This window comes from Sinorhizobium fredii NGR234 (genome assembly GCF_000018545.1).
GTDB classification, from domain to species: Bacteria; Pseudomonadota; Alphaproteobacteria; order Rhizobiales; family Rhizobiaceae; genus Sinorhizobium; species Sinorhizobium fredii_A.
In genome coordinates, this window is record NC_012587.1 from 1,563,934 (window position 1) to 1,589,359 (window position 25,426).

The window sequence follows — 25,426 nt, forward strand, 5'->3', positions numbered from 1 at the left end:
GCGAATATGGCGAAACACGAGACAGGCCGGATGCCCCAGTCCATCGACGAGACGATGGCGCTGCTCAAGTCGCAGAACTATCTCGCCGGTACCGCTCTCGCGACCGTTCTTTTCCTGGCACTCAGGATGAAGCGACCGCTGTTTCTCGAAGGGGAGGCGGGAGTCGGCAAGACCGAGATCGCCAAGGTGCTCGCCCGTTCGCTCGATCGACCGCTGATCCGTCTGCAATGCTACGAGGGGCTCGACGTCGCATCTGCCGTCTATGAATGGAACTACCCAGCGCAAATGCTGGAAATCCGCCTTTCGGAGGCAGCCGGCATGGTCGACCGGCAAAAGGTCGAAAGCGGCATCTTCTCGGAGCGGTTCCTCATCCGCCGTCCGGTGCTGCAGGCCATCTCGGCGAATGGCGGCCGCGCCCCGGTATTCCTGATAGACGAGCTCGACCGCACCGACGAAGCCTTCGAAGCATTCCTCCTCGAGGTACTTTCCGATTTCCAGGTGACCATTCCAGAGCTTGGAACGATCCGGGCGGACGAGCCGCCGATCGTCATCATTACCACCAACCGGACTCGCGAAATCCACGACGCCTTGAAGCGTCGCTGCCTCTATCATTGGGTCGATTATCCCAATGCCGCGCAGGAACTGGAGATCATCCGGCGCAAGGTGCCCGGCTGCAACGCGGCGCTCTCCCGAGAGATCGTCGCCTATGTCCAGAAACTCAGGACGGTCGATCTCTTCAAGAACCCCGGTGTCGCCGAGACAATCGACTGGGCGACAGCGCTGACCGAGCTCGACGCGCTGGCGCTCGACCCGGAGACGCTGGCCGACACGCTCGGCACGCTCCTGAAGTATCAGGATGACATTGCCCGGATAGAGGGTGCCGAGGGGCGAAAATTGCTGGAAGAGGTCAAGCGCGACCTCATGGCCGCCGAGCTCACATCATGACCGCCAGGTCCCCTGCAGACGGCCTCTACCAACACCGGGCGAGCGGACGATTTGCGGACAACATCGTGTTCTTCTCTCGGGCTCTCCGGCGGGCAGGCATGCGGATCGGTCCTGGTGCGATTGCGGACGCGATAGAGGCGGTCGGCGCAATCGGCATTGGATCGCGCCGCGAGTTCTACGCCGCGCTTCAATGCACGCTGGTGAAGCGGCATGAGGACCAGGCGCTCTTTGACGAGGCGTTTCGATTGTTCTGGCGCAAGCGCGATCTCGTCCGGAAGATGATCGCGCTGCTGTCGCCCGTCGCTCCTGCACGCGCCAGTGAAAATCAGCCGCGGCGAGCGGGCGCGGCACGTCTCGGCGAAGCGCTCCTCAGCGGGCGGCATGACGATCGACCGCCCGGAGAGAAGCAGGCAATCGAGATCGATGCGCGCTACACCGCTTCCGGTCGGGAGCTCTTTCGCAAGGCGGATTTTGCGCAGATGACCGCCGCAGAAATCGGCGAGGCGCGGCGGGCGATCTCGTCGTTGCTTTTGCCGCTCGACCGGGTGAGGACACGGCGCTTCCGCCCTTCCCATCGGCCAGCCCGGATCGATCCGCGCGCCACCATGCGCGATGCCATGCGGTTCGGCGGCGAGCTCATCCTGCCGCGTTTCCGGGAGCCGCGCCTCGTTCACCCGCCGCTCGTGGCGCTTGCGGATATTTCGGGCTCGATGACCCAGTACACGCGGGTGTTCCTGCATTTCCTGCACGCGCTGACAGAGCAGCGACACCGCGTCCAGACCTTTCTTTTCGGCACGAGGCTGACGAACGTCACCCGGCAGATGCGCAACCGCGATCCCGACGAAGCGCTTGACGAATGCGTCGCCGCGGTCAAGGACTGGTCAGGCGGTACGCGCATCGGTGAAACCCTGCATGAGTTCAATCGTCGCTGGTCTCGGCGCGTCCAGGGGCAGGGCGCCATTGTCCTGTTGATCACCGACGGCCTCGAGCGCGACGACGCGGTGCAGCTCGAGATCGAGATGGATCGCCTGCATCGCTCCTGCCGCCGGCTGATCTGGCTCAATCCGCTGCTCCGCTTCGAGGGTTTCGAGGCGCGGGCGCGCGGTGTCAGGGCGATGCTGCCGCACGTCGATGAATTTCGAACGGTGCACAATCTGGAATCCGTCGCCGAACTGGTGAAGTCGCTGTCGGGGGAAGCGAGCCGCGACGCCGACCCACGACGCTTTCTTCACCCCCAGCGCGCGGCCGATGAAGCTCACGACAATGTGGGTTGAAACGCGACCGGATCGTCATGATCTAAGAGGGCGAGGCGGAGTGCCATGATGACGAATGAAGCAAAGATTCTCGATCCCTTGGAGATTGCCGAGGCATGGCATAGGCAAGGCCGGGCCGTGGCCTTGGCGACGGTCATCGAGACCTGGGGGTCTGCACCGCGCCCCGTCGGCAGTCATCTGGTGATTGACGGCGAGGGCGCCTTCGAAGGGTCGGTGTCGGGCGGTTGCGTCGAAGGTGCCGTCATCGGCGAAGCAGCCGATGTCATCGCCTCAGGCGTTCCAAGGGTCCTCGAATTCGGCGTCGCCGACGAAACGGCATGGCGTGTCGGCCTTTCCTGCGGCGGTCGGATCCGGGTTTTTCTAGAGCGAATTGACGGCTGACCATGCAACTGTCTACCCTTGAGAAGCTGAACGAAGCGCGCGCGGCACGGCGGGCGGCCGTGGTCGTCAATGATCTTTCGAGCGGCCGCGCCCAAGTCTTCATCGAGGGCGAGGGTTTCCCGGCCGAATGGGAGGCGGGGATCTCCGAAACGCTTCGTTCGGGCCGCCCCAGTCTTGCGACGCTCGCTGAGCGATCCGTCTTTATCAACACCTATCTGCCGCCGCCGCGCTTGGTGGTCATCGGCGCCGTCCATATCTCGCAGGCGCTGGCGCGACTGGCGCCGGTCGCAGGGTTCGATATGTCCATCATAGACCCGCGCACCGCATTCGCGACGGCCGAGCGCTTCCACGGCGTCGAGCTTCTTGCCGATTGGCCGGAAGATGTCCTGCCGATGCGACCGCTCGACCCCTATACGGCACTGGCTGCGGTTACCCACGATCCGAAGATCGACGATTATCCAATCCGAGCCGCCCTGGACGCAGGTTGCTTCTATGTCGGCGCGCTCGGCAGCCGTAAGACTCATGCGAGCCGCGTGGAGAGACTGCGGTCGGCCGGGGTGCCGGAAGAGGCGATCGGCCGGATCAAGGCGCCGATCGGCCTGAACATCGGCGCTGCGAGCCCCGCGGAAATCGCCATTGCCGTCCTTGCCGAAATCATCGGCGCGCTGCGTCACCGCGATCGTGGAGAACAGGGGCGTGCGGCATGAGGTTTGGTCCAGTGCCGCTTGCCGAAGCGGAAGGCGCCATTCTGGCCCACGCCGTAAAGACTGGGGAAGGTAAGCTCGCCAAGGGTCGTCGTCTGAGCGCGAATGATCTGGCGATGCTTGCCGATGCCGGCATGGGAGAGGTGGTCGTTGCCAGACTCGAACCCGACGATTTGCCGGAAGACGAGGCCGCGGCTCGGATTGCATCCGCGATTTCCCCGGATCGTCTTCGTTTCTCGTCCGCCGCAACCGGCCGCGTCAATGTGTATGCGACGGTGTCGGGTCTCTTCGTCGCCAATCGCGCGACGGTCGACCGCGTGAACCGCATTGATCCCGCGATCACGCTTGCCTGTCTTGCCGACCATGTCGCCGTCGATGCGGGTGATATGGTGGCGACGATCAAGATCATCCCGCTGGCGGTGCCGGGAAAGTTCGTCGAGCAAGCGGCGGCGGTGCTTCGCGCGGAGCCCGCCTTTGACGTGAAGCCCTTCGTGCCGAAACGTGCGGCCCTCATCGCAACCGAGTTGCCTTCGCTGAAGCGCCAGGTGATGGACAAGACGCGGGCCGTGCTGGCGGGGCGGCTTGCACAAGCTGGCAGCAGTCTGGATACCGAGCGTCGCGTCGCTCACACCGAGACGGCCGTCGCGGCAGAGATTGCCGAACTCCGGTCTACCCACGACCTGCTGATCATCTTCGGCGCGTCCGCCGTCGCTGACCCTGAGGATGTCGTGCCGGCCGCTATCCGGCGCGCCGGCGGGACCGTCGAGCACGTCGGCATGCCCGTTGACCCGGGCAATCTGCTCGTACTTGGCCGATTCGGCGACATCCCCGTCGTCGGCGCACCCGGATGTGCCCGCAGCCCGAGAGAAAATGGCTTCGACTGGATCCTCGATCGTCTGCTCGCCGGTGAGTGGCCGAGTCCGACCGATATCGCCGGGCTTGGCGTCGGTGGACTGCTGAAAGAAATCCCGACACGGCCGCAGCCGCGGGAAGTCGCCGTCAGGCCGCAGCCCGGCCCAGTCGCGATCGTCGTACTGGCGGCAGGTCGGGCAAGCCGTATGGGGCCCGCAGGGAAGCACAAGCTTCTTGCCGAGTTCGACGGCATCCCGCTTGTCCGCCGTTCGGTCGAGACGGCCCTTTCTGTCGGCAAGGGCAAGGTCGTCGTGGTTACCGGGTATCGGGAGGCGGAGATCCGGGCCGCCTTATCCGGCCTTTCGGTCGCGCTCGTCTCGAATCCCGATTACGAGAGCGGCATGGCGTCGTCACTTGTCGCGGGTCTGACCGCGGTGGACGAAGGGGCGGGCGGCATGCTGGTGATGCTCGCCGATATGCCCGGCCTTACAGATGGGCACCTGTCAAAGATGATAGACGCTTTCGGCGCCGAATCCGGCCGCGCCGTCGTCCGCGCAGTGACGGAAGGCCAGCGCGGAAATCCGGTCATCCTGCCGAAATCCACCTTTGCCGCCGTCCGGCAACTCGTAGGCGACGTCGGGGCGAGACACATCGTCGAGCGCTGTGGCCTTCCGGTGATCGATGTCGAACTGGGTGCCGCGGCGCGTCTCGATGTGGATACGCCCGAGGCGATCCTGGCCGCCGGGGGAATATTGAAGGGCTGACACGATGGACAATGCTGCGATCGAGGAGATGTTCGAGACCCTGGGGCCGATCACCATTCGCCGCATGTTCGGCGGCAAGGGAATCTATTGCGATGGCGTCATCCTCGCGGTCGAGGTCAACGGAGAAATCCTTCTGAAAGGCGATGCCGAAACGGCTCCGGCACTCGAGGAAGCGGGCGCACGGCAATGGGCCTATGACGGCAAGGGCAAGCCAGTGAAAATGCCCTATTGGAGCATCCCCGATTCGGCCTACGACGATCCGGATGAGATGGCCCGCTGGGTGAAGTTGGCCTATACGGCCGCGCTCAGGGCGAAGAAATGACGGGCCATGAGAGTACCTTATCCGAGCGCGCTGACCGCGTCCGCAGCGAAGCGGGACAATGGCTGGGGCAGGGCGGTAAGATCGAACCAGCCTATATCGGACAGTTTGTCCGGCTCGGTGAGGCGCGCTTCGCCCGAAAAATCATCGGTCGCGTAGATCAGTGAGATCCAGTGCTGGCCATCGGCCTCGATCATCTGCTCGCTGACACAGAGAAACCGCGACGAATGGATCGACAGGCCGCTTTCCTCTTCGGCCTCCCGGCGAGCGGCATCCTCGGCACGCTCCATATGGTCGACCTTGCCGCCGACGATGCTCCAGTGGCCGGCCTCCGGTGCCTTCAGGCGCCGGCAGAGAAGGATCTTGCCTTCCCGCAGGATTGCAAGCCCGCAGCCGAGACCAGGAAAATCGATGCCCGGGAAGGCCATGGCGCTTGAGGTCAGGCCTTGCCGACGATCAGCATGAAGGCCGGGATCTCGTCGCCGAAGCCGACCGGCGTCGGGCCATCGTCATGATCGCGACGATTGCGGTGGCGACGGTCGCGATTGTCGTCATTGGCGGCGTTCTGCGCCCGACCGAGGCGATCGTTGCGGCTCGCATGTCCCTGCTTGTGGTCGGCACTACGTTCCGGTTTCACGGCCTCTGCCCTTTCTGCGACGGGTTCGAATTCGGTCACATTATCGATACGGGCCGCATCGGATTTATGATCGCCACGCGCCCGGCCGGAGCGTTCCACATCTTTTTTGCGATCCTTGCGGCCGTCGCGGCCTCGCTCGCGCCGGCCGTCATGGCTTTCCATCGGCTCGGGCAGTTGCGAAAGATCGCCGTTCAGCCACTCGACCGTCTGGCCGATCAGCTTCTCGATGGCATCGGAGAATTTCGTGTCGCGCTTCGTCACGATCGTGAAGGAAGCGCCGGAACGCCCGGCCCGGCCGGTGCGGCCGATGCGGTGCACGTAGTCTTCGGCGTGGATCGGCACGTCGAAATTGAAGACGTGGCTGACGTCCGGAATGTCGAGCCCGCGCGCCGCGACATCCGAAGCAACGAGCAACTGGATATTGCCGTCCTTGAAATTGGCCAGCATCGCCATGCGAGAGCGCTGGTCCATGTCGCCGTGCAGCGCGCCGACCGAGAAGCCATGGCGATCGAGCGAGCGGAAGAGCTCGGCGACGTCCTTCTTACGGTTGCAGAAGATGATCGCGTTCTTGAGTTCGCCCTGGGCGCGGATCAAATCCCGCAGCACGGCGCGCTTTTCGTAGTCCTTTCCATGCGCGGCGACGAAGCGCTGCGTCACGGTATTTGCCGTCGAGGCGGGGCGGGCGACTTCGACGCGCTCCGGATTCTGCAGGAACCGGTCGGCGAGCTTCTGGATTTCCGGCGGCATCGTTGCCGAGAAGAACAGCGTCTGCCGGGTGAAGGGAATGAGCTTGGCGATCCGCTCGATATCCGGAATGAAGCCCATGTCGAGCATGCGGTCGGCTTCGTCGATGACGAGGATTTCCACTCCGGTCATCAGCAGTTTGCCGCGCTCGAAATGATCGAGCAGGCGTCCGGGCGTGCAGATCAGGACATCGGCGCCGCGCTCGAGTTTGCGGTCCTGCTCATCGAAGGAGACGCCGCCGATCAAAAGCGCGATGTTGAGCTTGTGATTCTTGCCGTACTTGTCGAAGTTCTCTGCCACCTGCGCCGCAAGCTCGCGGGTCGGCTCCAGGATCAAGGTGCGCGGCATGCGCGCACGCGCACGGCCCTTTTCCAGCAGCGTCAACATCGGCAGAACGAAGGATGCCGTCTTGCCCGTGCCGGTTTGCGCAATGCCCAGGATGTCGCGACGCTGAAGAGCCGGCGGAATGGCGCCTGCTTGGATCGGTGTCGGCGTTGCATAGCCCGCGTCGGTAACTGCGGAGAGAACTTTTTGGCTCAGGCCAAGGTCAGCAAAATTGGTCAAAGGGGAATCTGTTTCCGTTCCGGTTCGCTAGAACACTGATCGATCGATGGAAAATCACCATCCTGTGGCGGCGCTCTTAAGACGAAAGGCGCCTAAAGTCAAGAAATCCAGCACGTTGACGCGTCGCACGGTAAATAACTGCGAATCTATCGCTTTTCCCGTCAACTGCCGGCGTTGGTTGAAGAGGATGCTGTCAGTTCAGATAGCCGGCGAGTTTCGTGCCGGCGCGCAGGAACCGCATCGGATCCACCGCCAGGCCGCCCACGCGAACTTCATAATGCAGATGGGGGCCGGTCGACCGCCCAGTGCTTCCGGATTGGGCGACGACCTGGTCGGCCTCGACTCGGTCGCCGACATGTACGAGGACAACGGCGAGATGCGCGTAGCGCGTCGAGACACCGTTGCCGTGGTCGATCTCGACCATGTTGCCGTATCCGCCCGCCGGCCCTGCCGCTGTCACGGTTCCCGCTGCGGTCGAGCGAATGCGAGTGCCGGTCGCGGCGCGGAAGTCGATTCCGGCGTGGAGCGCCAATCGCCCCAGAAAGGGATCCAGCCGATTTCCGAAACTGCTCGTGATGTCACTTGCCGGCGCCGGACTTTCGAGGGGGAGTTTTCGCGCAGCGTCGCGGGTCTCTTCCAGGTCGACAAGCGCATTGTCGAGTGTGGTGAGGGATTGTTCGAAAGGATCCTGGCTCTGTGGTTCGACATAGGGTCCGCCGATCGCCGTTCCGTCGGCCGGAACGGCAGGCGCGGAAGCCTCTGCGGTCTTCGAAACCGGGAGGACAAAGCCTGTGCGTTCGACGATCGTCCTGATCGCGTCGGAGGTCCTTTGCGCATTGCTTGTCAACTGCCGAACATGCGCCAGTTGATCGCGCTCAATGCCTTTCAGCGAGAGGGTAACTTTTGAAAAGATGCGATCCGTCCGATCGGAAGCGGTCTCCCTTGGGTCGCTTGCCTGCGCTTCCGGCGCATAGCCGAGCGCAGATGCATGCGCCGGCGGTTCGGCGCTTGCCTTTGCGATGCCCATGATCTCTTCGATCGCCTGGATGCCGTCCTTTGCGTCGGTCCGCTTTTCGTAGGCGAGAGGTTCGGCATCCGGCAATGCGGCCGCGTCCCCGCTAGCCGTCGGCGGCTCAGCGCTCTCGGCCAGCGTCCCCAGCCTGCCGCTGCGTGAAGAAAGCTCCAACTGCTGCTGCAGGAGTTTGTCGACCTTTTCCTCGACGATCTGCTGATCCAGCAACTGTCGGCTCGTCACCCGATCGACCTGAGCGCGCAGCGCCGTGATTCGGTCCTCGTATTCATGCTGCATGCGCGCCTGCCGGGCGATCGTACCGCCGATCAGGTCGTCGCGAAGCACGAGATAGGTGGACGCGGCGAGATAACCGATGCCGAACACGCCGATAAGCGATGCCGCAGCCGCAGCCATCCAGGGACGGACCGTCATGTGACGAACCCTGTCGCCGCTGGCGAGAATCAGGACGTGACTTTGCCGACGTTTTCCGAAGCTCCGGTTTTCCGGACGAATAGACACCACGTCACCCCCGCCAGATGCGACCCAACTTGCGCTTGCCCCGAGGTGATTACACTTTATTAGGGTTAATAAAGCGTGAGGGCGCCGCCCGTCAGATGTTCCTGGAGGCGGTCATCGACCGGTAAAATGATGGCGTCAGGCCGGCTTCGGCCCGCGCGATGTCGTTGAAGGGTGCCTTCAGCGGTCCACGGAAGTTTGCCCGCACGAGGGCCTGGAAGGTCGCGGCCGGATCCTTCTTCTGTCGGGCGCACAGGAAGCGGAACCACTTTGCTCCAACGGCGACATGGCCCTTCTCGTCTTCATAGATGACGTCGAGAACTGCAGCACTTTCATCGTCGCCGGTTTCGCGCATCTTCGCCTGCAGTGCCGGCGTGACGTCCAGGCCGCGCGCCTCCAGGATGAGCGGCACCACGGCAAGCCGGGCGGTCAGATCGTTGCGCGTGTCGTGGGCGGCCTGCCACAGACCGTCGTGGGCCGGCAGGTCGCCATAATCGGCGCCCAGATCGTTAAGCCTTTGCCGCACCAACCGAAAATGCTTGGCCTCCTCGAAAGCCACCTGCATCCATCCGTCGAAAAAGGATTGCGGCACCGGCTCCGTGGCGAAGCGGGCGACGATGTCGAACGCGAGATCGACGGCATTCAATTCGATATGGGCAATCGCATGGAGGAGGGCGATTCGGCCCTTCAAGGAACCGAGGGATCGCCGCTTGACCTGCGTCGGCGGCGTGAGAATGGGCCTTTCCGGCCGGCCCGGCCGTGCCGGAACGGGCCGATCGAGCGGCGAGCGCAAGGAGAGCGTTCGCGCCTGCCAGCGACGCGCAGCCTCCTGCGCGAGCTCGGTTTTGACCGCCAGGTCACTGGCGCGTATCGCTTCGACGGCGGCGCCGCGCAGACTGTGGAATTGCGGAAGCACAGGCCTTTCGCTCAGTCGGTGCGCAAAGTTTTCGCCGCGGCGAGAACTTCCTCCGTGTGCCCCGCCACTTTGACCTTTTCCCAGATCCGATTGACGATGCCATCTGGATCGATGAGGAAGGTCGTGCGTTCGACACCCATGTATTTGCGTCCATACATGCTCTTTTCCGCCCAGACGCCATAGGCGTTGACCACTGTCTTGTCCTCGTCCGCCCCGAGCGCGACGCTGAGGTCGTGCTTCTTGGCGAAGCGGTCATGGCTCTTGACCGAGTCGGGCGAGATGCCGATCAGCGCCACACCGGCCGAAGTGAATTCTTCCGAAAGGCTCGAGAAGGAAATTGCTTCCACGGTGCAGGTCTTCGTGTCGTCCTTGGGATAGAAGAACAACACCACCGGCTTGCCGCGAAGAGCAGACAGTGAAATCGAGCCGCCGCCGTCGCGAGCGAGTTCGAAATCCGGGGCAGGATCGCCGGGTCGCAATGGTGCCATGATTAAGCCTTTCTTACGCCAAGTTTTGTCGACATTTCGCACATAGGGGATACCCAAGATCGTCGCGGTCCGTCCAGCAGGTTTGTGGCTGCCTTGACAGCTACCCGACGGCTTTCATGGCTATGAGCCATGATGAATGCCACGTCGCAAGACAGAGGCACCCCGGCACCATGGGTCTTTCAGACGCACAGCGCCGTCGTGCTTTCAACTGCTGCATGTATTTATCTTTGGGTCGATGCCGATCTGGGAGAACCTGCGGTAGGCTGTGGCGCGCTTTCCACAGCAACCCACAGCGAAGCGTGGTGACTTGGTTCGGCGACTTGTGATCTACAGATAGGAGCGACCCGGGCGGCATGACGTTGGTCGGGACAGGAAGAGTGCAATGCAGCTAGCAGGTGGAGGAAACCCGCGCCGATGAGTGATATCCGCGGCGAAAGGGTTTGCTTTCGCAAGGAAGATATCGTCGCGCTGGACGCGCTGCCCTCGGCCCAGGCCCATGATCCGGTCATCGTGCACACGCCCTTGTCCGGAGGCGGCTTGCGTCTGCTTGGCAAGATTCTGCTTTGCTGCTCACTTGTGGCCTTCGTCATCGTTGCCACGCTCATCGCCGTCATCGAAAGCGGCCTCGTTGACGGCCCCCTGAACGCCCGCGCCCGCGCAGCGCTCAACAGTGCCCTTGGAGCCAACTACGACGCCGACGTCGAAAGCACCGTGGTCCGCCTCACCGGTCGCGGCGCGCTCGCGCTCAAGGCGCGCGGCGTCACGCTGAACGACACCGCCTCCGGGCGCCCGGTTGCCAAGCTCGCGGCCGTCTCCATTGCGCTCGATCCCTTTGCCCTGATGACCGGCCGCATCGCCGTGTCGCGGCTGGAAGCGGAAGGTGGCGAACTCGATACCGGGCTCCTGCCGCGTGGCAAGCCGATTGACTTGACAGCGATTCGCATCGCCGACACCGGCACGGCGCTTGAAAAACTGTTCACGCATATCGATGCCATGTCGCGGTTGACGGCGCGAAGTGCCACAAGAACCGTTCAGCTTTCGGACCTCTCCCTGTCGGTGACCGGGGCACGCGGGCGGATCGTTCCGGTCGATGTGAGGATGCTGGCCTTCAGCCGCGATACCAATGGCTCCATTCAGGTCGATGGCTCGATTGCCATCGACGGCAAGGAAGCGCAGCTCGAAGCCCGAGCCTTCGGGCCAGGCGACAGCATCGGCGGCATCGAGGCAGTCTTTAGATCCCTGCCGCTTTCGCCGTTCCTGTACCACGGCAAATCGGACAGCGAGGAGGCCTTCGGGATCGACGCCGGCGCCGAGGTCAGTCTCAGGGCAACGCGCGCTGCGAAGGGCACGCAGCCGGCTTTGGCAGTCGGCGTCAGGACATCTGCAGGGACATTTCACGCCGGAGGACTCGTCTCTGCGCTCAGGCCGTCGGAATTGAACGTCTCTTACGATTTTGACCGGGCGTCGGTGGAGATATTGCCGTCAGCGGTCAAGATCGGGCGTTCGAACTTTCCTTTCACCGGCGCCCTGATCGACCTCGACAAGGTCGCGGAGGGAAGCCAAGGGGGCTTTGCGGTCGATCTGCTGTTGAAAGACGCAAGCTCCGATCCCGAAGACATGCAGGAGCGGCCGCTATCCTTCGACGCCAAGGCGAATGGCCGATTCGAGGCCGGCAGCCACCGGCTGATCTTCGACCAGCTGGTGATATCGAGCCCGCTGGGGTCCATGGCGGGCTCACTCGCGGTCGCCTTCGGCAACACGTCGCCGCAGATCAATTTCGCTGCGGTCAGTGACCGCATGCAACCCGCCGCGGTCAAGCAATTGTGGCCCTGGTGGGTAGCCAAGGGTGCCCGACGATGGGCGATCGGCAATCTCTTCGGCGGGACGGTGTCGGATGCGCGCATAGAGGTCTCGATCCCGGAGGGGAGAATTGCCAACAGCGGTGGCGAGTTGAAGCTCAACGAGGACGAACTCAATATCAACTTTGCCATCGACAACACCCGCATCAATATCGCCGGCGAGATTCCGCCGCTGCGCGATACTGCCGGGCATTTCGAATTGAGTGGCGAGCGCATGACCGTCGACGTGCGCGGCGGCGCAGCCTTCTTCCCCTCCGGTCGCACCGTAGCCCTGAACGGCGGCAACTTCGTCATTCCGGATGTCTACAGCAAGCCGTTGATGGCGGAAATGAAGATCGAGGTCGGTGGAGAAGCCGACTCGATAGCCGAACTCGTCAGCTACAAGCCGATCCGGGCCCTGCAGAAAACGCCTTTCGTACCGGAGGATTTCACCGGCCCGATGACCGCGTTGGTCGGTGCCCGTTTCGGCCTGATCTCCAACCAGAAACCGCCGCCACCCTTGTGGCAGGCGGAGATGCAGTTGCAGAAGGTGTCGATAAACCGGCCGGTTTCCGGCCGCGCGATCGCGGACCTGTCGGGAAGGATGCGGATCGATAACACCGAGGCGGTTCTCGACGCCGATGCCCTGATCGACGGCGCAAAAATGCGCATCGCGCTGACCGAGCCGGTGGATGCCAAGGCGGATGTGAAGCGGACACGCGAGATTTCGGGAACTCTCGACGACGCGGCACGCCGCAAGATCGCTCCTGCCTTGTCCGGGATCGTCAGCGGACCGGTCGGCGTGGAAGTGTCCCTTTCGGATGACGGCAGCCAGTCTGTGAAGGCCGATCTCGGCAAGGCGGTTCTGTCGCTGCCGTGGATCGGCTGGAACAAAGGCGCCGGCATTGCGGCCAATGCCGAATTCACGGTGAAGAAAAGCGATGCCGTCACGGAGATAGACGACTTCCGCATCCAGGGCGATGGATTCGGCGCGGCCGGAGATCTCCGCGTCGACGACGACGGGCTCGCTTTGGCCCGGTTGCGGGATGTCCGCCTTGCGAGTGGCGATGATTTCGCGGTGACGGTCGAGCGGGCGAGGGGCGGTCATGTGGTTGCGCTCACCGGTTCGTCTGCCGATATCAGACTGCCGCTGGCGCGAGCGAAGGGCCAGTCCGGCTCCGGCGACGACGGCAATGTGAAGATCAGCGCCCGGCTCGACCGCGTCGTCGGCTTCAACGGCGAGGTCTTTTCGAATGTGAGCTTCCTTCACTCGGCCCGTGGTCAAGAGATAGACGATATCGACCTGTCGGCTGTAACGGCGAGCGGGCAGGCGGTGGTCGCCAGACTGGTGAAGGCGGGGCCGGACAACACGCTGGAACTGACGACGAGCGATGCGGGCGCTCTGGCCCGCTTTACCGACATCTACCGCAACATGCGCGGCGGCCTGCTGAACCTGCGCCTCCGCGATCGGGGCGCCGGATCCTGGCGCGGCACCGTGGATCTGCGGAAATTTTCCCTAATCGGCGAACAGAAGCTGCAGTCGATGGTCTCGACGCCGGCCGGCCAGGACGGCCGCAGCCTCAATCAGGCGGTACGCAGGGACATCGACGTCAGCACCGCCCGGTTCGAGCGTGGCTTCGCCCAACTCCTGTTGGATCGTGGCGTCATCCGCGTCGATAGCGGCGTGCTGCGCGGCATCGACGTCGGCGCCACGTTCCAGGGCACGGTCCGCGACAGCAACGGCCGCATGGACATGACCGGGACCTTCATGCCGGCCTATGGCATCAATCGCTTGTTCGGCGAGTTGCCGCTGATCGGCGTCCTGCTCGGTAACGGTCGCGACCGTGGCCTTCTCGGCATTACCTTCAAGCTGACCGGCCCCTTCAACCAGCCGCATCTGGCGATCAATCCGCTGTCGCTCATCGCCCCGGGTGTCTTCCGCAGCATTTTCGAGTTTCAATAAAAAAGGCCGGCGTAGCGGCCGGCCTTGGGTATTGTGCTGCAAATGGCTGTTCAGACAGGCCGCACCAGGATGTGCTTCTTCTTGCCGAGCGACAGCTTGATAACGCCATCGCCGGTGACATCGGCGCTGCCGACCACCCGGCGTTCGTCGTTGATCTGCTCGTCGTTGATGCGAACGCCACCGCCCTGGACGTGGCGGCGCGCCTCGCCGTTCGATGCCGCAAGGCCGGCACGCACCACCAGCGTCAGAAGACCCAGACCCGTTTCAAGCTCCGGAGCGGGCACCTCGATCGACGGCAGGTCCTCCGCAAGCGCACCTTCCTCGAAGGTCTTGCGGGCGGTTTCCGCTGCATTCTCCGCGGCTGCCCGACCGTGCAGCGTGGCAGTAATTTCCGTCGCCAGGATCTTCTTCACTTCGTTGATCTCGGAGCCGCCAAGCTTCGACAGCCGCTCGATTTCCGGCATCGGCAAAGTCGTGTAGAGCTTCAGGAAGCGCGTGACGTCGGCATCCTCGGTGTTGCGCCAGTATTGCCAGAAATCATAAGTGCCGAGCATATCCGGATTGAGCCAGATGGCGCCGTTCACCGACTTGCCCATCTTGGCGCCGGAGGCCGTCGTCAGCAGCGGCGAGGTCAGCGCATAAAGTTGCGGCGTTCCCATCCGGTGGCCGAGATCGATGCCGTTGATGATGTTGCCCCACTGGTCCGAACCGCCCATCTGCAGACGGCAGTCGTAACGTTTGTTGAGCTCGACGAAATCGTAGGCCTGCAGGATCATGTAGTTGAATTCGAGGAACGACAGCGACTGCTCGCGATCGAGGCGCGTCTTGACGCTGTCGAAGGAAAGCATGCGATTGACCGAGAAGTGACGGCCGACGTCGCGCAGGAACTCGAGATAGTTGATACCCAGCAGCCAATCGGCGTTGTTGATCATCAACGCATCCCTCGGCCCCTCGCCATAGCTGAGGTAGTTCGAGAAGACCGTCTTGATGCTGGCGATGTTGGCAGCGATGGTTTCCGGCGTCATCAACTGCCGTGCCTCGTCCTTGAAGGACGGGTCGCCAACCATACCGGTGCCTCCGCCCATAAGGGAGATGGCCCGGTGCCCCGTCGCCTGAAGCCAGTGCAGCATCATGATCTGGATAAGTCCGCCTGCGTGAAGGCTCGGCGCCGTCGGATCGAAGCCGATATAGGCAGTCACGGTTTCCTTCCGGAACAATTCATCGAGGCCGGTATCATCCGATGTCTGTTGGATGAAACCGCGCTCGTGAAGGGTGCGGAGGAAATCGGACTTGAACTCGGACATACGCTGTCTCTTTCGGCTCTTGGGATGTGTGCGGCCGGCGTTTACCACTGTTTTGGCGAAAGTGCACGTTTTTGCTTGGGCGGTGTTTTGATATGACCGGTGGAAACGGAAAGGCGAGGACATCGATGGGCAAGGTGTTGACGGCGATCGGCCTGATGAGCGGCACGAGCATGGATGGGATCGATGTCGCCCTTATCGAGACCGACGGCGAGACGATCGTTCGAAGAGGACCGTCAGCCGGATATGCCTATGAGCCGCGTTTCCGGGACCGTCTGAAGCAGGGACTCGAAGATGCCAAGTCGATCCGCAAAAGGGACGAGCGGCCCGGTGCACTGGCGGAACTCGAGCGAGATCTGACGTTGCGGCACGCAGAGTCTGTTAAGGTATTCCTTTACGAAAACAATCTGTTGCGGAACAATATTGATGTAATAGGTTTCCATGGACAGACGGTCCTGCACCGGCCCGATGAGGCCTTGACCGTGCAGATCGGCGATGGAGAACTGCTGGCGCGGGAAACGCTGATCGACGTCGTCTTCGACATGCGCGCGAACGACATGGTCCATGGCGGCCAGGGAGCGCCTCTGATCCCGGCCTATCACGCCGCCTTGGCGCGTGGCTTGTCCGAAAGCTCGGAGATCGAAACGCCCGTTGCCTTTGTGAATATCGGCGGCATTTCGAATATCACCTTCATCGGGGCGGGTGATGGAATCGTTGCTTATGACAGCGGGCCGGGAAACACGTTGATCGACCAGTGGGTGGAAGCCCAGGCGGGCATTCCCTATGACCAGGGCGGCATGATTGCGAGCGAAGGCTCGGTGCTGCCGGAGCTTGCCGAACGCTACCTCGCTCATCCCTTCTTCTCGTCGGAAAAGCGTCGCTCGCTCGACCGCAACGACTTTTCGCCGCCCGCCGCTACCGACGCCAGCCTGGAAGACGGCGCCCGCACCTTGGCGCATGTGACGGCGGCCGCCATCTTGCAATCCGCACGCCATCTTCCAAAAAATCCGGCGACTTACATCGTCTGCGGCGGCGGCCGCCTCAATCCCGTCATCATGGGGGACCTGGGCTCGCTTGCCGAGGCAGCAGGCGGGCGGGTGCTGGCCGCTGAGGCGCTGGGTCTGAACGGCGATTCGATGGAAGCAGAAGCCTGGGCCTACTTGGCCGTAAGATCGTTGCGCGGGCTGCCCTTGAGTTATCCCGGCACGACAGGCGTCAGGCGGCCGGTAAGCGGCGGGCGGCGGGCGGCCAGGCCGAAAGATGCATTGGGGGCACAAGGCTGAAGCATTGTTTAATGGAATCTTCGTGCGCAATCGCTAAGGTCCAGTGGTCGTAGTTTCGCGGACTGTTGATCTGCGTCTGGGAGTTTCGGATTCTGTCGATGGGTGGTGCGATTTCCCTGCTGGCGGTGAATTTCATCATCGCCCAGATATTCGTGGTGGCCTTTCTCATCATCGCGGCAAAAAGCCGGGTAAGAGGTCCGGCGATCTGGTGTGCGGCCGCCTTCGCCGTCGCCTCGCTCTCGGCCATCTTCGAAACCGTGCTGCCGTTCACGCCCGTGCCCAAGCTCTTTGCCATCGGGGCATTTGCAAGCGTTTTAGCCGGTTTCATCCTGCTTCGTGTCGGGCTCGGGCTCTTTTATCGAGTGCCGGCGCGCCTCACTGTCCTTGCAGTCTTCTTCCTCGGTTCGGTTATCCTCGATCTGCTGATCTACGACCTGCCGCGCGGGACGCTCAAGCACGCCTGCTTCTACCAGTTGCCGTTCTTCGTCATCCAGGCCTGGTCGGCATCGACGGTCCTGAGGTCCGAGCGCCGGTCCCCCGCGGATTGGATTCTGTGTGGCCTCTTGGTTCTGACCTCGATCTACCACCTGGCGAAAATCTACGCCGCTGTTGCCGCCGGAGCGGGCACGACGGCGCCGGACTACCTCGCAAGCCCGTTCGCGCTGATTTCGCAGGCGCTCGGCGCGATGCTGATCGTGGCGACCGGCATTGCGATGCTCGGGGTGATGGTCAAGGACATCATCGACGAGGCCCGAGCGAGCTCGGAACTTGACGCTCTTTCGGGGCTCTACAATCGCCGCGGCTTTGTCGATCGCCTCACGCCCGTTTTGGAAACTGCCGGCGCGGACGGGCCGGGTACCCTTATTCTCGCCGACCTGGACCGTTTCAAGCTGGTCAACGATACCTATGGACACCATGCGGGTGATGGGGTCATCCGACAGTTTTCGCGGGTGTTGGTCGAGCTCATGCCGAGCCGTGCGGTGGCGGCGCGCTTGGGCGGCGAGGAGTTTGCCGTATTTCTACCGCGCCTCGGCTTGTCGGAAGCCCGCGTGCTTGCCCACGGGATGCGCGCGGCGCTGGCATCGACGCGAATCGATGGATTGCCTGATAGCGTCAAGATAACGGCGAGCTTCGGGGTTGCCTCCATCGGCCCCAGGGAATCGCTGGAAGCAGCCATGCAACGCGCCGACAAGGCACTCTATGCCGCCAAAGCCGACGGCAGGAACCGCGTCGAGTGCGCCGAGCCGCCGGTGCTCGTGCTGCCCGCCGCCTCCCGGCGGGTGGGGCGGTCTTGAATGCACAGCGACCCGGAAACCGATTGCGATCTCCGGGTCGGCTGAAAGTATGAAACTGGGGAGTTTAGCGGATACGCTTGGCCGCGGGCTCCGGTACCAGCTCACCATTGAGGCGGCGGTCGAGGTAGTCCTCGCATTCCGTCATCAGGGTTTCGACCTGGCCGTTGAAGAAATGGTTCGCGCCCGCAACCATCCTGTGCGTGATCAGGATGCCCTTCTGCGCCTTCAGCTTTTCGACGAGGCCGTTCACATCCTTCTCGGGCGCGACTTTGTCGGCGTCGCCATTGATGATGAGGCCAGACGACGGGCAGGGTGCCAGGAACGAGAAATCATAGATGTTGGGCTGCGGCGCAACCGCCATGAAACCTTCGATTTCCGGCCGGCGCATCAGGAGCTGCATGCCGATCCAGGCGCCGAACGAATAGCCGGCGACCCAGCAGCTCTTCGAGTCGGGATGCAGGCTCTGCACCCAGTCGAGCGCCGAGGCCGCATCGGACAGCTCGCCCGCACCATGATCGAATTCGCCCTGGCTGCGGCCGATGCCGCGGAAATTGAACCGCAAGGTCGTGAAGCCGCGTTTCTGGAACATGTAGAAGAGCTGGTAGACGATCTGGTTGTTCATCGTGCCGCCAAACTGCGGATGCGGGTGCAGGATGATCGCGATCGGTGCGCTCTTCTGCTTCGAAGGCTGATAGCGGCCTTCGAGGCGACCGGCCGGTCCGTTGAAGATGATTTCGGGCATTGGTTCTCCGGGAACGTTTCTGGCTCAAATCGTCGTTCTTGATACCGATCTGTCTTGACGAAAGCAGTCAGCTTTTCTAGAACGCACTTTAGAACCGTTCAAAACTTCGATGCGGGCACTCCGCCGCGTTCGTCCGTCTCATAAGACAAGCGGCGCGGACAATACAAGAAAAATGCAACGGCATCGATGCAAGGGATTGAACCGTCAACTCTAGCGAAGGACGCAATGCCGGAATCGCGCATATATATGGACTGGAATGCAACAGCGCCGCTTTTGTCCGAAGCGCGTGATGCTTTCCTGTCGGCGCTCGATGCAGTCGGCAACCCTTCGTCCGTGCATGGCGAGGGACGGGCGGTTCGGGGCCTGATCGAGAGCGCGCGCCGTGACGTCGCGGCGCTTTGCGGCGCCCAGTCCGCCTCGGTGATATTCACCAGCGGTGCCACGGAAGCGGCCAACATGGTTTTGACGCCGGATTTCCGCATGGGGCGCACGCCGCTGAAACTCGGCAAGCTCTATGTCTCCGCGATCGAGCATCCGGCGGTGCGCGAGGGCGGACGTTTCGCCCGGGAGAACGTTTGCGAAGTTCCCGTCACAGGCGATGGCGTCGTCGATTGCGCAGCGCTGGAGGCATTGCTGTCGGCACATGATCGGCAATCCGGCCTGCCCATGGTGGCGGTGATGCTCGCCAACAACGAGACGGGTATCGTCCAGCCGATCGCTGACGTTTCCGCGATCGTGCGTGCCCATGGCGGGTTGCTGGTCGTCGATGCCGTCCAGGCCGCTGGGCGCCTGCCGCTGTCCGTCGAGAGCCTGGGCGCCGATTTCCTCATCGTCTCGTCGCACAAGATCGGCGGGCCGAAAGGGGCCGGGGCGCTCGTCGCCCGTGGCGAGGTGATAATGCCTCAGCCGCTGATCCGCGGCGGCGGTCAGGAAAAGGGCCATCGCTCGGGCACCGAGAACGCGCCTGCGCTCGTCGGCTTCGGGGCGGCGGCCCGGATGGCCGCCGACAATCTGGAGGCTCGCACGGTGGCGATCGCCGTACTGCGAGACCGGCTCGAGGCGCAGATGATCGAAAGTGCACCGGATGTAGTGATTCATGGTCTGAATGCCTTGCGGATCGCCAATACGTCCTTCTTCACCCTTCCGGGCCTCAAGGCGGAGACCGGCCAGATTGCCTTTGATCTCGAAGGCGTGGCCCTCTCGGCAGGCTCTGCGTGCTCTTCCGGCAAGGTCGGACAGAGTCATGTGCTGACGGCGATGGGTTATGATCCGCGACAGGGCGCCTTGCGTCTTTCGATTGGCGCTTCCACGACGCAAGCGGAGATCGAACGCTGTGCGGCCGTGTTCGCGAAAGTGGCGGCAAGACGCCGCTCGACCGGGCAGGCCGCGTGAATGCGGAAAGCCTTGAACGAAATTGCGGAAAAGCAATTTTCCGCTTGGCAAATGGGGTGAAAACCGCCTTTTAGCCATTACATAAGCGGTGCGCGCCTATTGCACCGCGTTGACAAGCCGCCGGACCTTGGATCCGACGAGATTGGAGAACGACATGCCTGCCGTGCAGGAAACCATTGATCAGGTCCGCCAGATCGACGTGGACCAGTACAAATACGGTTTCGAAACGACGATCGAGATGGACAAGGCGCCGAAAGGCCTGTCCGAGGACATCATCCGCTTGATCTCCGCCAAGAAGAACGAGCCGGAATGGATGCTCGAATGGCGGCTGGAAGCCTATCAGCGTTGGCTCACCATGGATGAGCCGAGCTGGGCGCGTGTCCGCTATCCGAAGATCGACTTCAACGAGATCCACTACTATGCCGCTCCGAAAGGCACGACCGGGCCGAAATCACTCGACGAGGTCGATCCGGAGTTGCTCAAGGTCTATGAGAAGCTCGGCATTCCGCTGAAGGAGCAGGAAATCCTGGCCGGCGTCGAGAAGACGAAGATCGCCGTCGATGCGGTGTTCGACTCTGTTTCGGTCGTCACGACCTTCAAGGAAGAGCTGAAGAAGGCCGGCGTGATCTTCATGTCGATCTCCGAGGCGATGCGGGAGCATCCGGATCTGGTGCGGAAATATCTCGGCACCGTCGTGCCGCAGTCGGATAACTTCTACGCGACGCTGAACTCCGCCGTCTTCACCGATGGTTCCTTCGTCTACGTGCCGAAGGGGGTCCGGTGCCCGATGGAGCTTTCGACCTACTTCCGGATCAACGAGAAGAACACCGGCCAGTTCGAGCGCACGCTGATCATTGCCGACGAAGGCGCCTATGTCTCCTACCTGGAAGGCTGCACGGCGCCGCAGCGCGACGAGAACCAGCTTCACGCCGCCGTCGTCGAGCTGATCGCGCTTGATGACGCCGAGATCAAGTATTCGACGGTGCAGAACTGGTATCCGGGCGACAAGCACGGCAAGGGCGGCATCTATAACTTCGTCACCAAGCGGGGCGATTGCCGCGGCAAGAACTCGAAGATTTCCTGGACGCAGGTCGAGACCGGCTCGGCGATCACTTGGAAATATCCGTCCTGCATCCTGCGCGGCGACGGTTCGCGCGGTGAATTCTACTCGATTGCCGTTTCCAACGGCCACCAGCAGGTCGACTCCGGGACCAAGATGATCCACCTCGGCAAGAACACGTCGAGCCGCATCATCTCGAAGGGTATTGCCGCCGGCGTTTCGGACAACACCTATCGCGGCCAGGTGTCGGCGCACCGCAAGGCGGAGAACGCCCGCAACTTCACCCAGTGCGACTCGCTCTTGATCGGTGACAAGTGTGGCGCGCATACGGTGCCCTATATCGAGGCGAAGAATTCGACCGCGCAGTTCGAGCATGAGGCGACGACGTCGAAGATCTCCGAGGACCAGCTGTTCTACTGCCTGCAGCGCGGCATTCCGGAAGAGGCGGCGATCGCGCTGATCGTCAACGGCTTCGTCAAGGAAGTCATCCAGGAACTGCCGATGGAATTCGCCGTAGAGGCGCAGAAGCTGATCGGCATCTCGCTGGAAGGCTCGGTAGGCTGAGGCCTGGCACTGATTATTGAACCGGCGCGCTTGACCTGCGCGCGAGAACTATTCGTTTCCCAAGAGGACGATTTGAAATGCTTGAAATCAAGAACCTGCACGCCCGCATTGCCGAAGACGGCACCGAGATCATCCGCGGCCTGGACCTGACCGTGAAGGCTGGCGAAGTCGCCGCCATCATGGGACCGAACGGCTCCGGCAAGTCGACGCTCTCCTATATCCTCTCGGGACGCGAAGATTACGAAGTCACCGAGGGCGACATCCTTTATAACGGCGAGAGCATTCTCGAGCTCGACGCTTCGGAGCGTGCGGCCAAGGGCATCTTCCTTGCCTTCCAGTACCCCGTCGAAATCCCGGGTGTCGCCACCATGCAGTTCCTCAAGGTGGCGATGAACGAGCAGCGCAAATATCGCGGCGAAGACGAGCTGACGACGCCGGATTTCATGCGCCGCGTCAAGGAAGCCGCCGCCGAGCTGAAGATCGCGCCGGAAATGCTGCGTCGGCCGCTGAATGTCGGCTTCTCCGGCGGTGAAAAGAAGCGCGCCGAAATCCTGCAGATGGCGTTGCTGGAGCCGAAGCTTTGCGTGCTTGACGAGACCGACTCAGGCCTCGATATCGATGCGCTGAAGATCGTCGCCGATGGTGTCAACGCACTGCGCTCGCCGGATCGGGCCGTCGTCGTGATCACCCACTATCAGCGGCTGCTCGACTACATCGTCCCGGATACGGTCCACGTCCTTTACAAGGGCCAGGTCGTCAAGTCGGGCGACAAGACGCTGGCGCATGAGCTCGAAGCCAAGGGCTATGCCGACATCATCGAGGCGGCAGCCTGACGCCTGTTGAAGGAGTTTCGAATGAATATGCAACAGGCGATCAAGATGACGGCAGCCGAAACGGCGCTCGTCGATGCCTATACCGCCCAGATCGGCGATCTGCCGGGTGACGGGGCGGTGCTGTCGCTGCGCGACACGCTGGTTTACGAGCTGAAGACGGCCGGCCTGCCGACGCGGCGCGTCGAGTCCTGGCACTATACGGACCTCAGAACGCTGCTGCGTGCCGTGCCCTCCGCCGATCCGTCCGCTTTTGCCGACCGGGTCGAGCCGATCGTTGCCGGCGCCACTGTGCTTTCGGTGCGCAATGGCGAGGCCGATCTCAAGAGCCTTCCCGAGGGGGTAACGGCACGCTCCTATACGGAGAGCCTGATCGATGGCTCGGCGGTTGCCGGTCTTGCCGTACTCGGCTCAGACGATGCCATCGGCCGCATCAATGGCGGTCTGGTCCGCGGCGGCCTGGAAATCGCCGTTGCGGAAGGTGTTGAGCTGGAAGCGCCGCTGGAGATCCAGGTCGCGCAAAGCCACGGCCAGGCCCATACGCGCTTTCCCGTATCTTTCGGTGCGGGCTCCAAGGCGACCGTGCTCGAGCGGCATCTGTCGACCAACGGGGATGCGAGCTTCGTCTCCTCGGTGAGCGACGTGACGCTTGCCGAAGGCGCCGATGTCATCTGGATCATCCTGCAACAGCAGGGGCCGGCCGACACTCATCTCGGCCAGATCCGTTTCGATCTCGCCAAGGACGCCAAGCTGCACGTCTTCGTCATCAATGCGGGCGGCAAGCTGGTCCGCCAGGAACTGCATGGGCGCGCCAGCGGCGAGGGTGCTGATTTGACGCTGCGAGGCATCAACCTGCTCGGCGGCGAGAGCCACACGGACGTGACCTTCACGCTGAGCCACGATGTGCCGCACACGACCTCGAGCGAGATCATCCGCAACGTGGTTTTTGACCGGGCCAAGGGTGTCTTTCAGGGCAAGATCCTGGTCGCCCAGGACGCTCAGAAGACCGACGCGAAGATGTCGTGCAATACGTTGCTCTTGTCCGACGACGCGGACTTCTCGGCAAAGCCTGAGCTCGAGATCTTCGCCGACGACGTGCAGTGCGGCCACGGCGCCACGGTCATCGATATCGATCATACGCAACTGTTCTACCTGCTTTCTCGCGGCATTCCGGAAAACAAGGCGCGCGCAATGCTCGTCAACGCCTTCGTTGCCGAGATCGTCGAAGAGCTGGAAGACGATGAGGCGCTGGTCGAGGCGCTCGAAGGCGTGATCTCGACCTGGCTCGAAAAACACGCCTGATTGGACAGGACCATGGAACACACTGTGCCGGTGCCGGCCTATGACGTCGAAACCATCAGAAAGGATTTCCCGATCCTTTCACGGACGGTCTATGGCAAGCCGCTTGTTTATCTCGACAACGGCGCATCGGCGCAGAAGCCGCAGCTCGTCATCGATGCGATTGCGCACGCCTATTCCAATGAATATGCCAACGTCCATCGCGGCTTGCATTTCCTCTCCAATGCCGCGACGGATGCCTATGAGGGCGCCCGCGAAAAGGTGCGCCGCTTCCTGAACGCGCCGTCGGTCGACAACATCGTCTTCACCAAATCCTCGACCGAGGCGATCAACACGGTCGCCTACGGCTACGGCATGCCGCATCTCGGCGAGGGCGACGAGATCGTCATTTCGATCATGGAGCACCACTCCAACATCGTGCCCTGGCACTTCATCCGTGAACGGCAGGGCGCCAAGCTTGTCTGGGCACCGGTCGATAATGATGGCGCGTTCCACATCGAGGACTTCGTCAAGTGCCTGACCGAGCGGACGAAGCTCATCGCCATCACGCATATGTCGAATGCGCTCGGCACAGTCGTTCCCGTCAAGGACATCTGCCGCATCGCCCGCGAGCGCGGTATTCCGGTGCTCGTCGATGGCAGCCAGGGCGCGGTTCACATGCCAGTCGACGTCCAGGACATCGACTGCGACTGGTACGTGATGACCGGCCACAAGCTCTACGGCCCGTCCGGAGTCGGCGTGCTTTACGGCAAGACCGATCGGCTCAAAGAGATGCGGCCGTTCATGGGCGGCGGCGAGATGATCGAGGAAGTGACCGAAGATCGCGTCACCTATAACGATCCGCCGCACCGCTTCGAGGCCGGCACGCCGCCGATCGTCCAGGCGATCGGGCTCGGCTATGCGCTGGACTATATGGAAAAGGTCGGCCGCGAGGCAATCAGGGCGCACGAGGCGGACCTGACGGCCTATGCCCGGGAGCGCCTGTCCTCCGTCAATTCGCTCCGCGTCTTCGGCGATGCGCCGGGAAAGGGGAGCATTTTCGCCTTCGAGATCGCCGGCATTCATGCCCATGACGTCTCGATGGTGATCGACCGGGCCGGCATTGCTGTGAGGGCAGGCACCCATTGTGCCCAGCCGCTCTTGAAACGTTTCGGCGTCACCTCCACATGCCGTGCGTCCTCGGTCTTTACAATACCCGGGCCGAGGTCGACGCTCTGGCGGAGGCGCTCGAACACGCCCGCAAGTTCTTTGCCTAGGAGGCAGACATGAGTCTCGGGGAAGCGCAAGAAAAGATCAACGTCCGCGAGGGCATCGTGCACTCGGCCATTCCCGCCGAGGAACTGGCACGCCTCAGCGACGACATCATCGCCGCGCTGAAGACAGTCTACGACCCGGAGATTCCGGCTGATATCTTCGAACTCGGTCTCATCTACAAGATCGACATCGAGGACGATCGCATGGTGAAGATCGACATGACGCTGACTGCCCCCGGCTGCCCCGTTGCCGGCGAGATGCCGGGTTGGGTGGAAAACGCCGTCGGCGCCGTCGAGGGTGTTTCCGGCGTCGAGGTGACGATGACCTTCGATCCGCCATGGACGCCGGACCGCATGTCGGAAGAGGCGCAGGTGGCGCTCGGCTGGTATTAGAGCGGGATGAGGAAAAGTGTGCGCGGTTTTCCGCCCGCATTCCGCTCGATCAAACCAGGTAAGGGCCGTATATTGATCCGTTAACATACGGGCACTA

General features: G+C 62.6%; 21 protein-coding genes and 1 pseudogene. 15 read left to right on the forward strand and 7 right to left on the reverse strand.

What is annotated here, in order from left to right; translation table 11 throughout:
* The first annotated feature begins 6 nt into the window (after nucleotides 1-6).
* The 6 genes from NGR_RS18875 to NGR_RS18900 are packed head-to-tail and all read left to right on the forward strand — an operon-like array spanning nucleotide 7 to nucleotide 5,242.
* Nucleotides 7-945, forward strand: a complete 939-nt coding sequence (locus NGR_RS18875; protein WP_012708064.1) for an AAA family ATPase — start codon at nucleotides 7-9, stop codon at nucleotides 943-945.
* The gene (locus NGR_RS18880) at nucleotides 942-2,219 is read left to right on the forward strand and encodes a vWA domain-containing protein (RefSeq protein WP_012708065.1); all 1,278 of its coding nucleotides are present in this window, start codon (nucleotides 942-944) and stop codon (nucleotides 2,217-2,219) included. The genes NGR_RS18875 and NGR_RS18880 overlap by 4 nt, the downstream gene beginning before the upstream one ends.
* Nucleotides 2,220-2,267: 48 nt before the next feature.
* Entirely contained in the window at nucleotides 2,268-2,600 is a 333-nt protein-coding gene (locus NGR_RS18885; protein WP_164924326.1) for an XdhC family protein, read from the forward strand.
* 2 nt (nucleotides 2,601-2,602) lie between these two features.
* Nucleotides 2,603-3,307, forward strand: coding sequence for an XdhC family protein (locus NGR_RS18890; RefSeq protein ID WP_012708067.1), 705 nt, complete (start codon nucleotides 2,603-2,605; stop codon nucleotides 3,305-3,307).
* A complete protein-coding gene (locus NGR_RS18895; RefSeq protein WP_012708068.1) occupies nucleotides 3,304-4,920 on the forward strand; it encodes an NTP transferase domain-containing protein in 1,617 nt (538 codons plus the stop codon). Before NGR_RS18890 ends, NGR_RS18895 begins: the two co-directional genes overlap by 4 nt.
* A gap of 4 nt (nucleotides 4,921-4,924) precedes the next feature.
* Entirely contained in the window at nucleotides 4,925-5,242 is a 318-nt protein-coding gene (locus tag NGR_RS18900; protein ID WP_012708069.1) for a TfoX/Sxy family protein, read from the forward strand.
* Nucleotides 5,243-5,259: 17 nt separating this feature from the next.
* On the opposite strand, the gene NGR_RS18905 is transcribed toward NGR_RS18900, so the two are convergent.
* The 5 genes from NGR_RS18905 to NGR_RS18925 all read right to left on the reverse strand — a co-directional run bounded on the left by NGR_RS18905 (nucleotide 5,260) and on the right by NGR_RS18925 (nucleotide 10,116).
* On the reverse strand, nucleotides 5,260-5,667 hold the full coding sequence (locus NGR_RS18905) for an NUDIX hydrolase (RefSeq protein ID WP_012708070.1): 408 nt from the start codon (nucleotides 5,665-5,667) through the stop codon (nucleotides 5,260-5,262).
* An 11-nt stretch (nucleotides 5,668-5,678) separates the two neighbouring features.
* A complete protein-coding gene (locus tag NGR_RS18910) occupies nucleotides 5,679-7,184 on the reverse strand; it encodes a DEAD/DEAH box helicase (RefSeq protein WP_012708071.1) in 1,506 nt (501 codons plus the stop codon).
* Between the two features lie 193 nt (nucleotides 7,185-7,377).
* Nucleotides 7,378-8,715: a M23 family metallopeptidase gene (locus NGR_RS18915; RefSeq protein WP_012708072.1), complete on the reverse strand. Its 1,338-nt coding sequence runs from the start codon at nucleotides 8,713-8,715 to the stop codon at nucleotides 7,378-7,380.
* A 91-nt stretch (nucleotides 8,716-8,806) separates the two neighbouring features.
* The gene (locus NGR_RS18920) at nucleotides 8,807-9,628 is read right to left on the reverse strand and encodes a ferritin-like domain-containing protein (protein ID WP_012708073.1); all 822 of its coding nucleotides are present in this window, start codon (nucleotides 9,626-9,628) and stop codon (nucleotides 8,807-8,809) included.
* An 11-nt stretch (nucleotides 9,629-9,639) separates the two neighbouring features.
* Nucleotides 9,640-10,116, reverse strand: a complete 477-nt coding sequence (locus NGR_RS18925; protein ID WP_012708074.1) for a peroxiredoxin — start codon at nucleotides 10,114-10,116, stop codon at nucleotides 9,640-9,642.
* Between the two features lie 414 nt (nucleotides 10,117-10,530).
* Here NGR_RS18925 and NGR_RS18930 point away from each other — a divergent pair, with 414 nt between their 5' ends.
* Complete coding sequence (locus tag NGR_RS18930; protein ID WP_012708075.1) at nucleotides 10,531-13,917, forward strand: DUF3971 domain-containing protein; 3,387 nt, start codon at nucleotides 10,531-10,533, stop codon at nucleotides 13,915-13,917.
* Between the two features lie 50 nt (nucleotides 13,918-13,967).
* Here the strand turns inward: NGR_RS18930 and tyrS are convergent, their stop codons facing one another.
* A complete protein-coding gene (tyrS, locus tag NGR_RS18935; RefSeq protein WP_012708076.1) occupies nucleotides 13,968-15,221 on the reverse strand; it encodes a tyrosine--tRNA ligase in 1,254 nt (417 codons plus the stop codon).
* A gap of 125 nt (nucleotides 15,222-15,346) precedes the next feature.
* Here tyrS and NGR_RS18940 point away from each other — a divergent pair, with 125 nt between their 5' ends.
* Nucleotides 15,347-16,501 (forward strand): anhydro-N-acetylmuramic acid kinase, encoded by a 1,155-nt coding sequence (locus NGR_RS18940; RefSeq protein ID WP_012708077.1) that lies wholly within the window; start codon nucleotides 15,347-15,349, stop codon nucleotides 16,499-16,501.
* 98 nt (nucleotides 16,502-16,599) lie between these two features.
* Complete coding sequence (locus tag NGR_RS18945) at nucleotides 16,600-17,796, forward strand: GGDEF domain-containing protein (protein WP_012708078.1); 1,197 nt, start codon at nucleotides 16,600-16,602, stop codon at nucleotides 17,794-17,796.
* Nucleotides 17,797-17,860: 64 nt separating this feature from the next.
* Here the strand turns inward: NGR_RS18945 and NGR_RS18950 are convergent, their stop codons facing one another.
* Complete coding sequence (locus tag NGR_RS18950; RefSeq protein ID WP_012708079.1) at nucleotides 17,861-18,538, reverse strand: alpha/beta hydrolase; 678 nt, start codon at nucleotides 18,536-18,538, stop codon at nucleotides 17,861-17,863.
* A gap of 225 nt (nucleotides 18,539-18,763) precedes the next feature.
* Between NGR_RS18950 and NGR_RS18955 the strand changes: the two genes are divergently transcribed.
* The 6 genes and pseudogenes from NGR_RS18955 (at nucleotide 18,764) to NGR_RS18980 (ending at nucleotide 25,329) form a co-directional block, all read left to right on the forward strand.
* Complete coding sequence (locus NGR_RS18955) at nucleotides 18,764-19,930, forward strand: cysteine desulfurase family protein (RefSeq protein ID WP_012708080.1); 1,167 nt, start codon at nucleotides 18,764-18,766, stop codon at nucleotides 19,928-19,930.
* Between the two features lie 154 nt (nucleotides 19,931-20,084).
* Complete coding sequence (sufB, locus tag NGR_RS18960) at nucleotides 20,085-21,554, forward strand: Fe-S cluster assembly protein SufB (protein WP_012708081.1); 1,470 nt, start codon at nucleotides 20,085-20,087, stop codon at nucleotides 21,552-21,554.
* A gap of 77 nt (nucleotides 21,555-21,631) precedes the next feature.
* The gene (gene sufC, locus NGR_RS18965) at nucleotides 21,632-22,387 is read left to right on the forward strand and encodes a Fe-S cluster assembly ATPase SufC (protein WP_012708082.1); all 756 of its coding nucleotides are present in this window, start codon (nucleotides 21,632-21,634) and stop codon (nucleotides 22,385-22,387) included.
* Nucleotides 22,388-22,408: 21 nt separating this feature from the next.
* A complete protein-coding gene (sufD, locus tag NGR_RS18970; RefSeq protein WP_012708083.1) occupies nucleotides 22,409-23,686 on the forward strand; it encodes a Fe-S cluster assembly protein SufD in 1,278 nt (425 codons plus the stop codon).
* 12 nt (nucleotides 23,687-23,698) lie between these two features.
* A pseudogene (locus NGR_RS18975) lies at nucleotides 23,699-24,939 on the forward strand (cysteine desulfurase).
* 9 nt (nucleotides 24,940-24,948) lie between these two features.
* Nucleotides 24,949-25,329: an SUF system Fe-S cluster assembly protein gene (locus NGR_RS18980; protein WP_012708085.1), complete on the forward strand. Its 381-nt coding sequence runs from the start codon at nucleotides 24,949-24,951 to the stop codon at nucleotides 25,327-25,329.
* Nucleotides 25,330-25,426 lie beyond the last annotated feature (97 nt).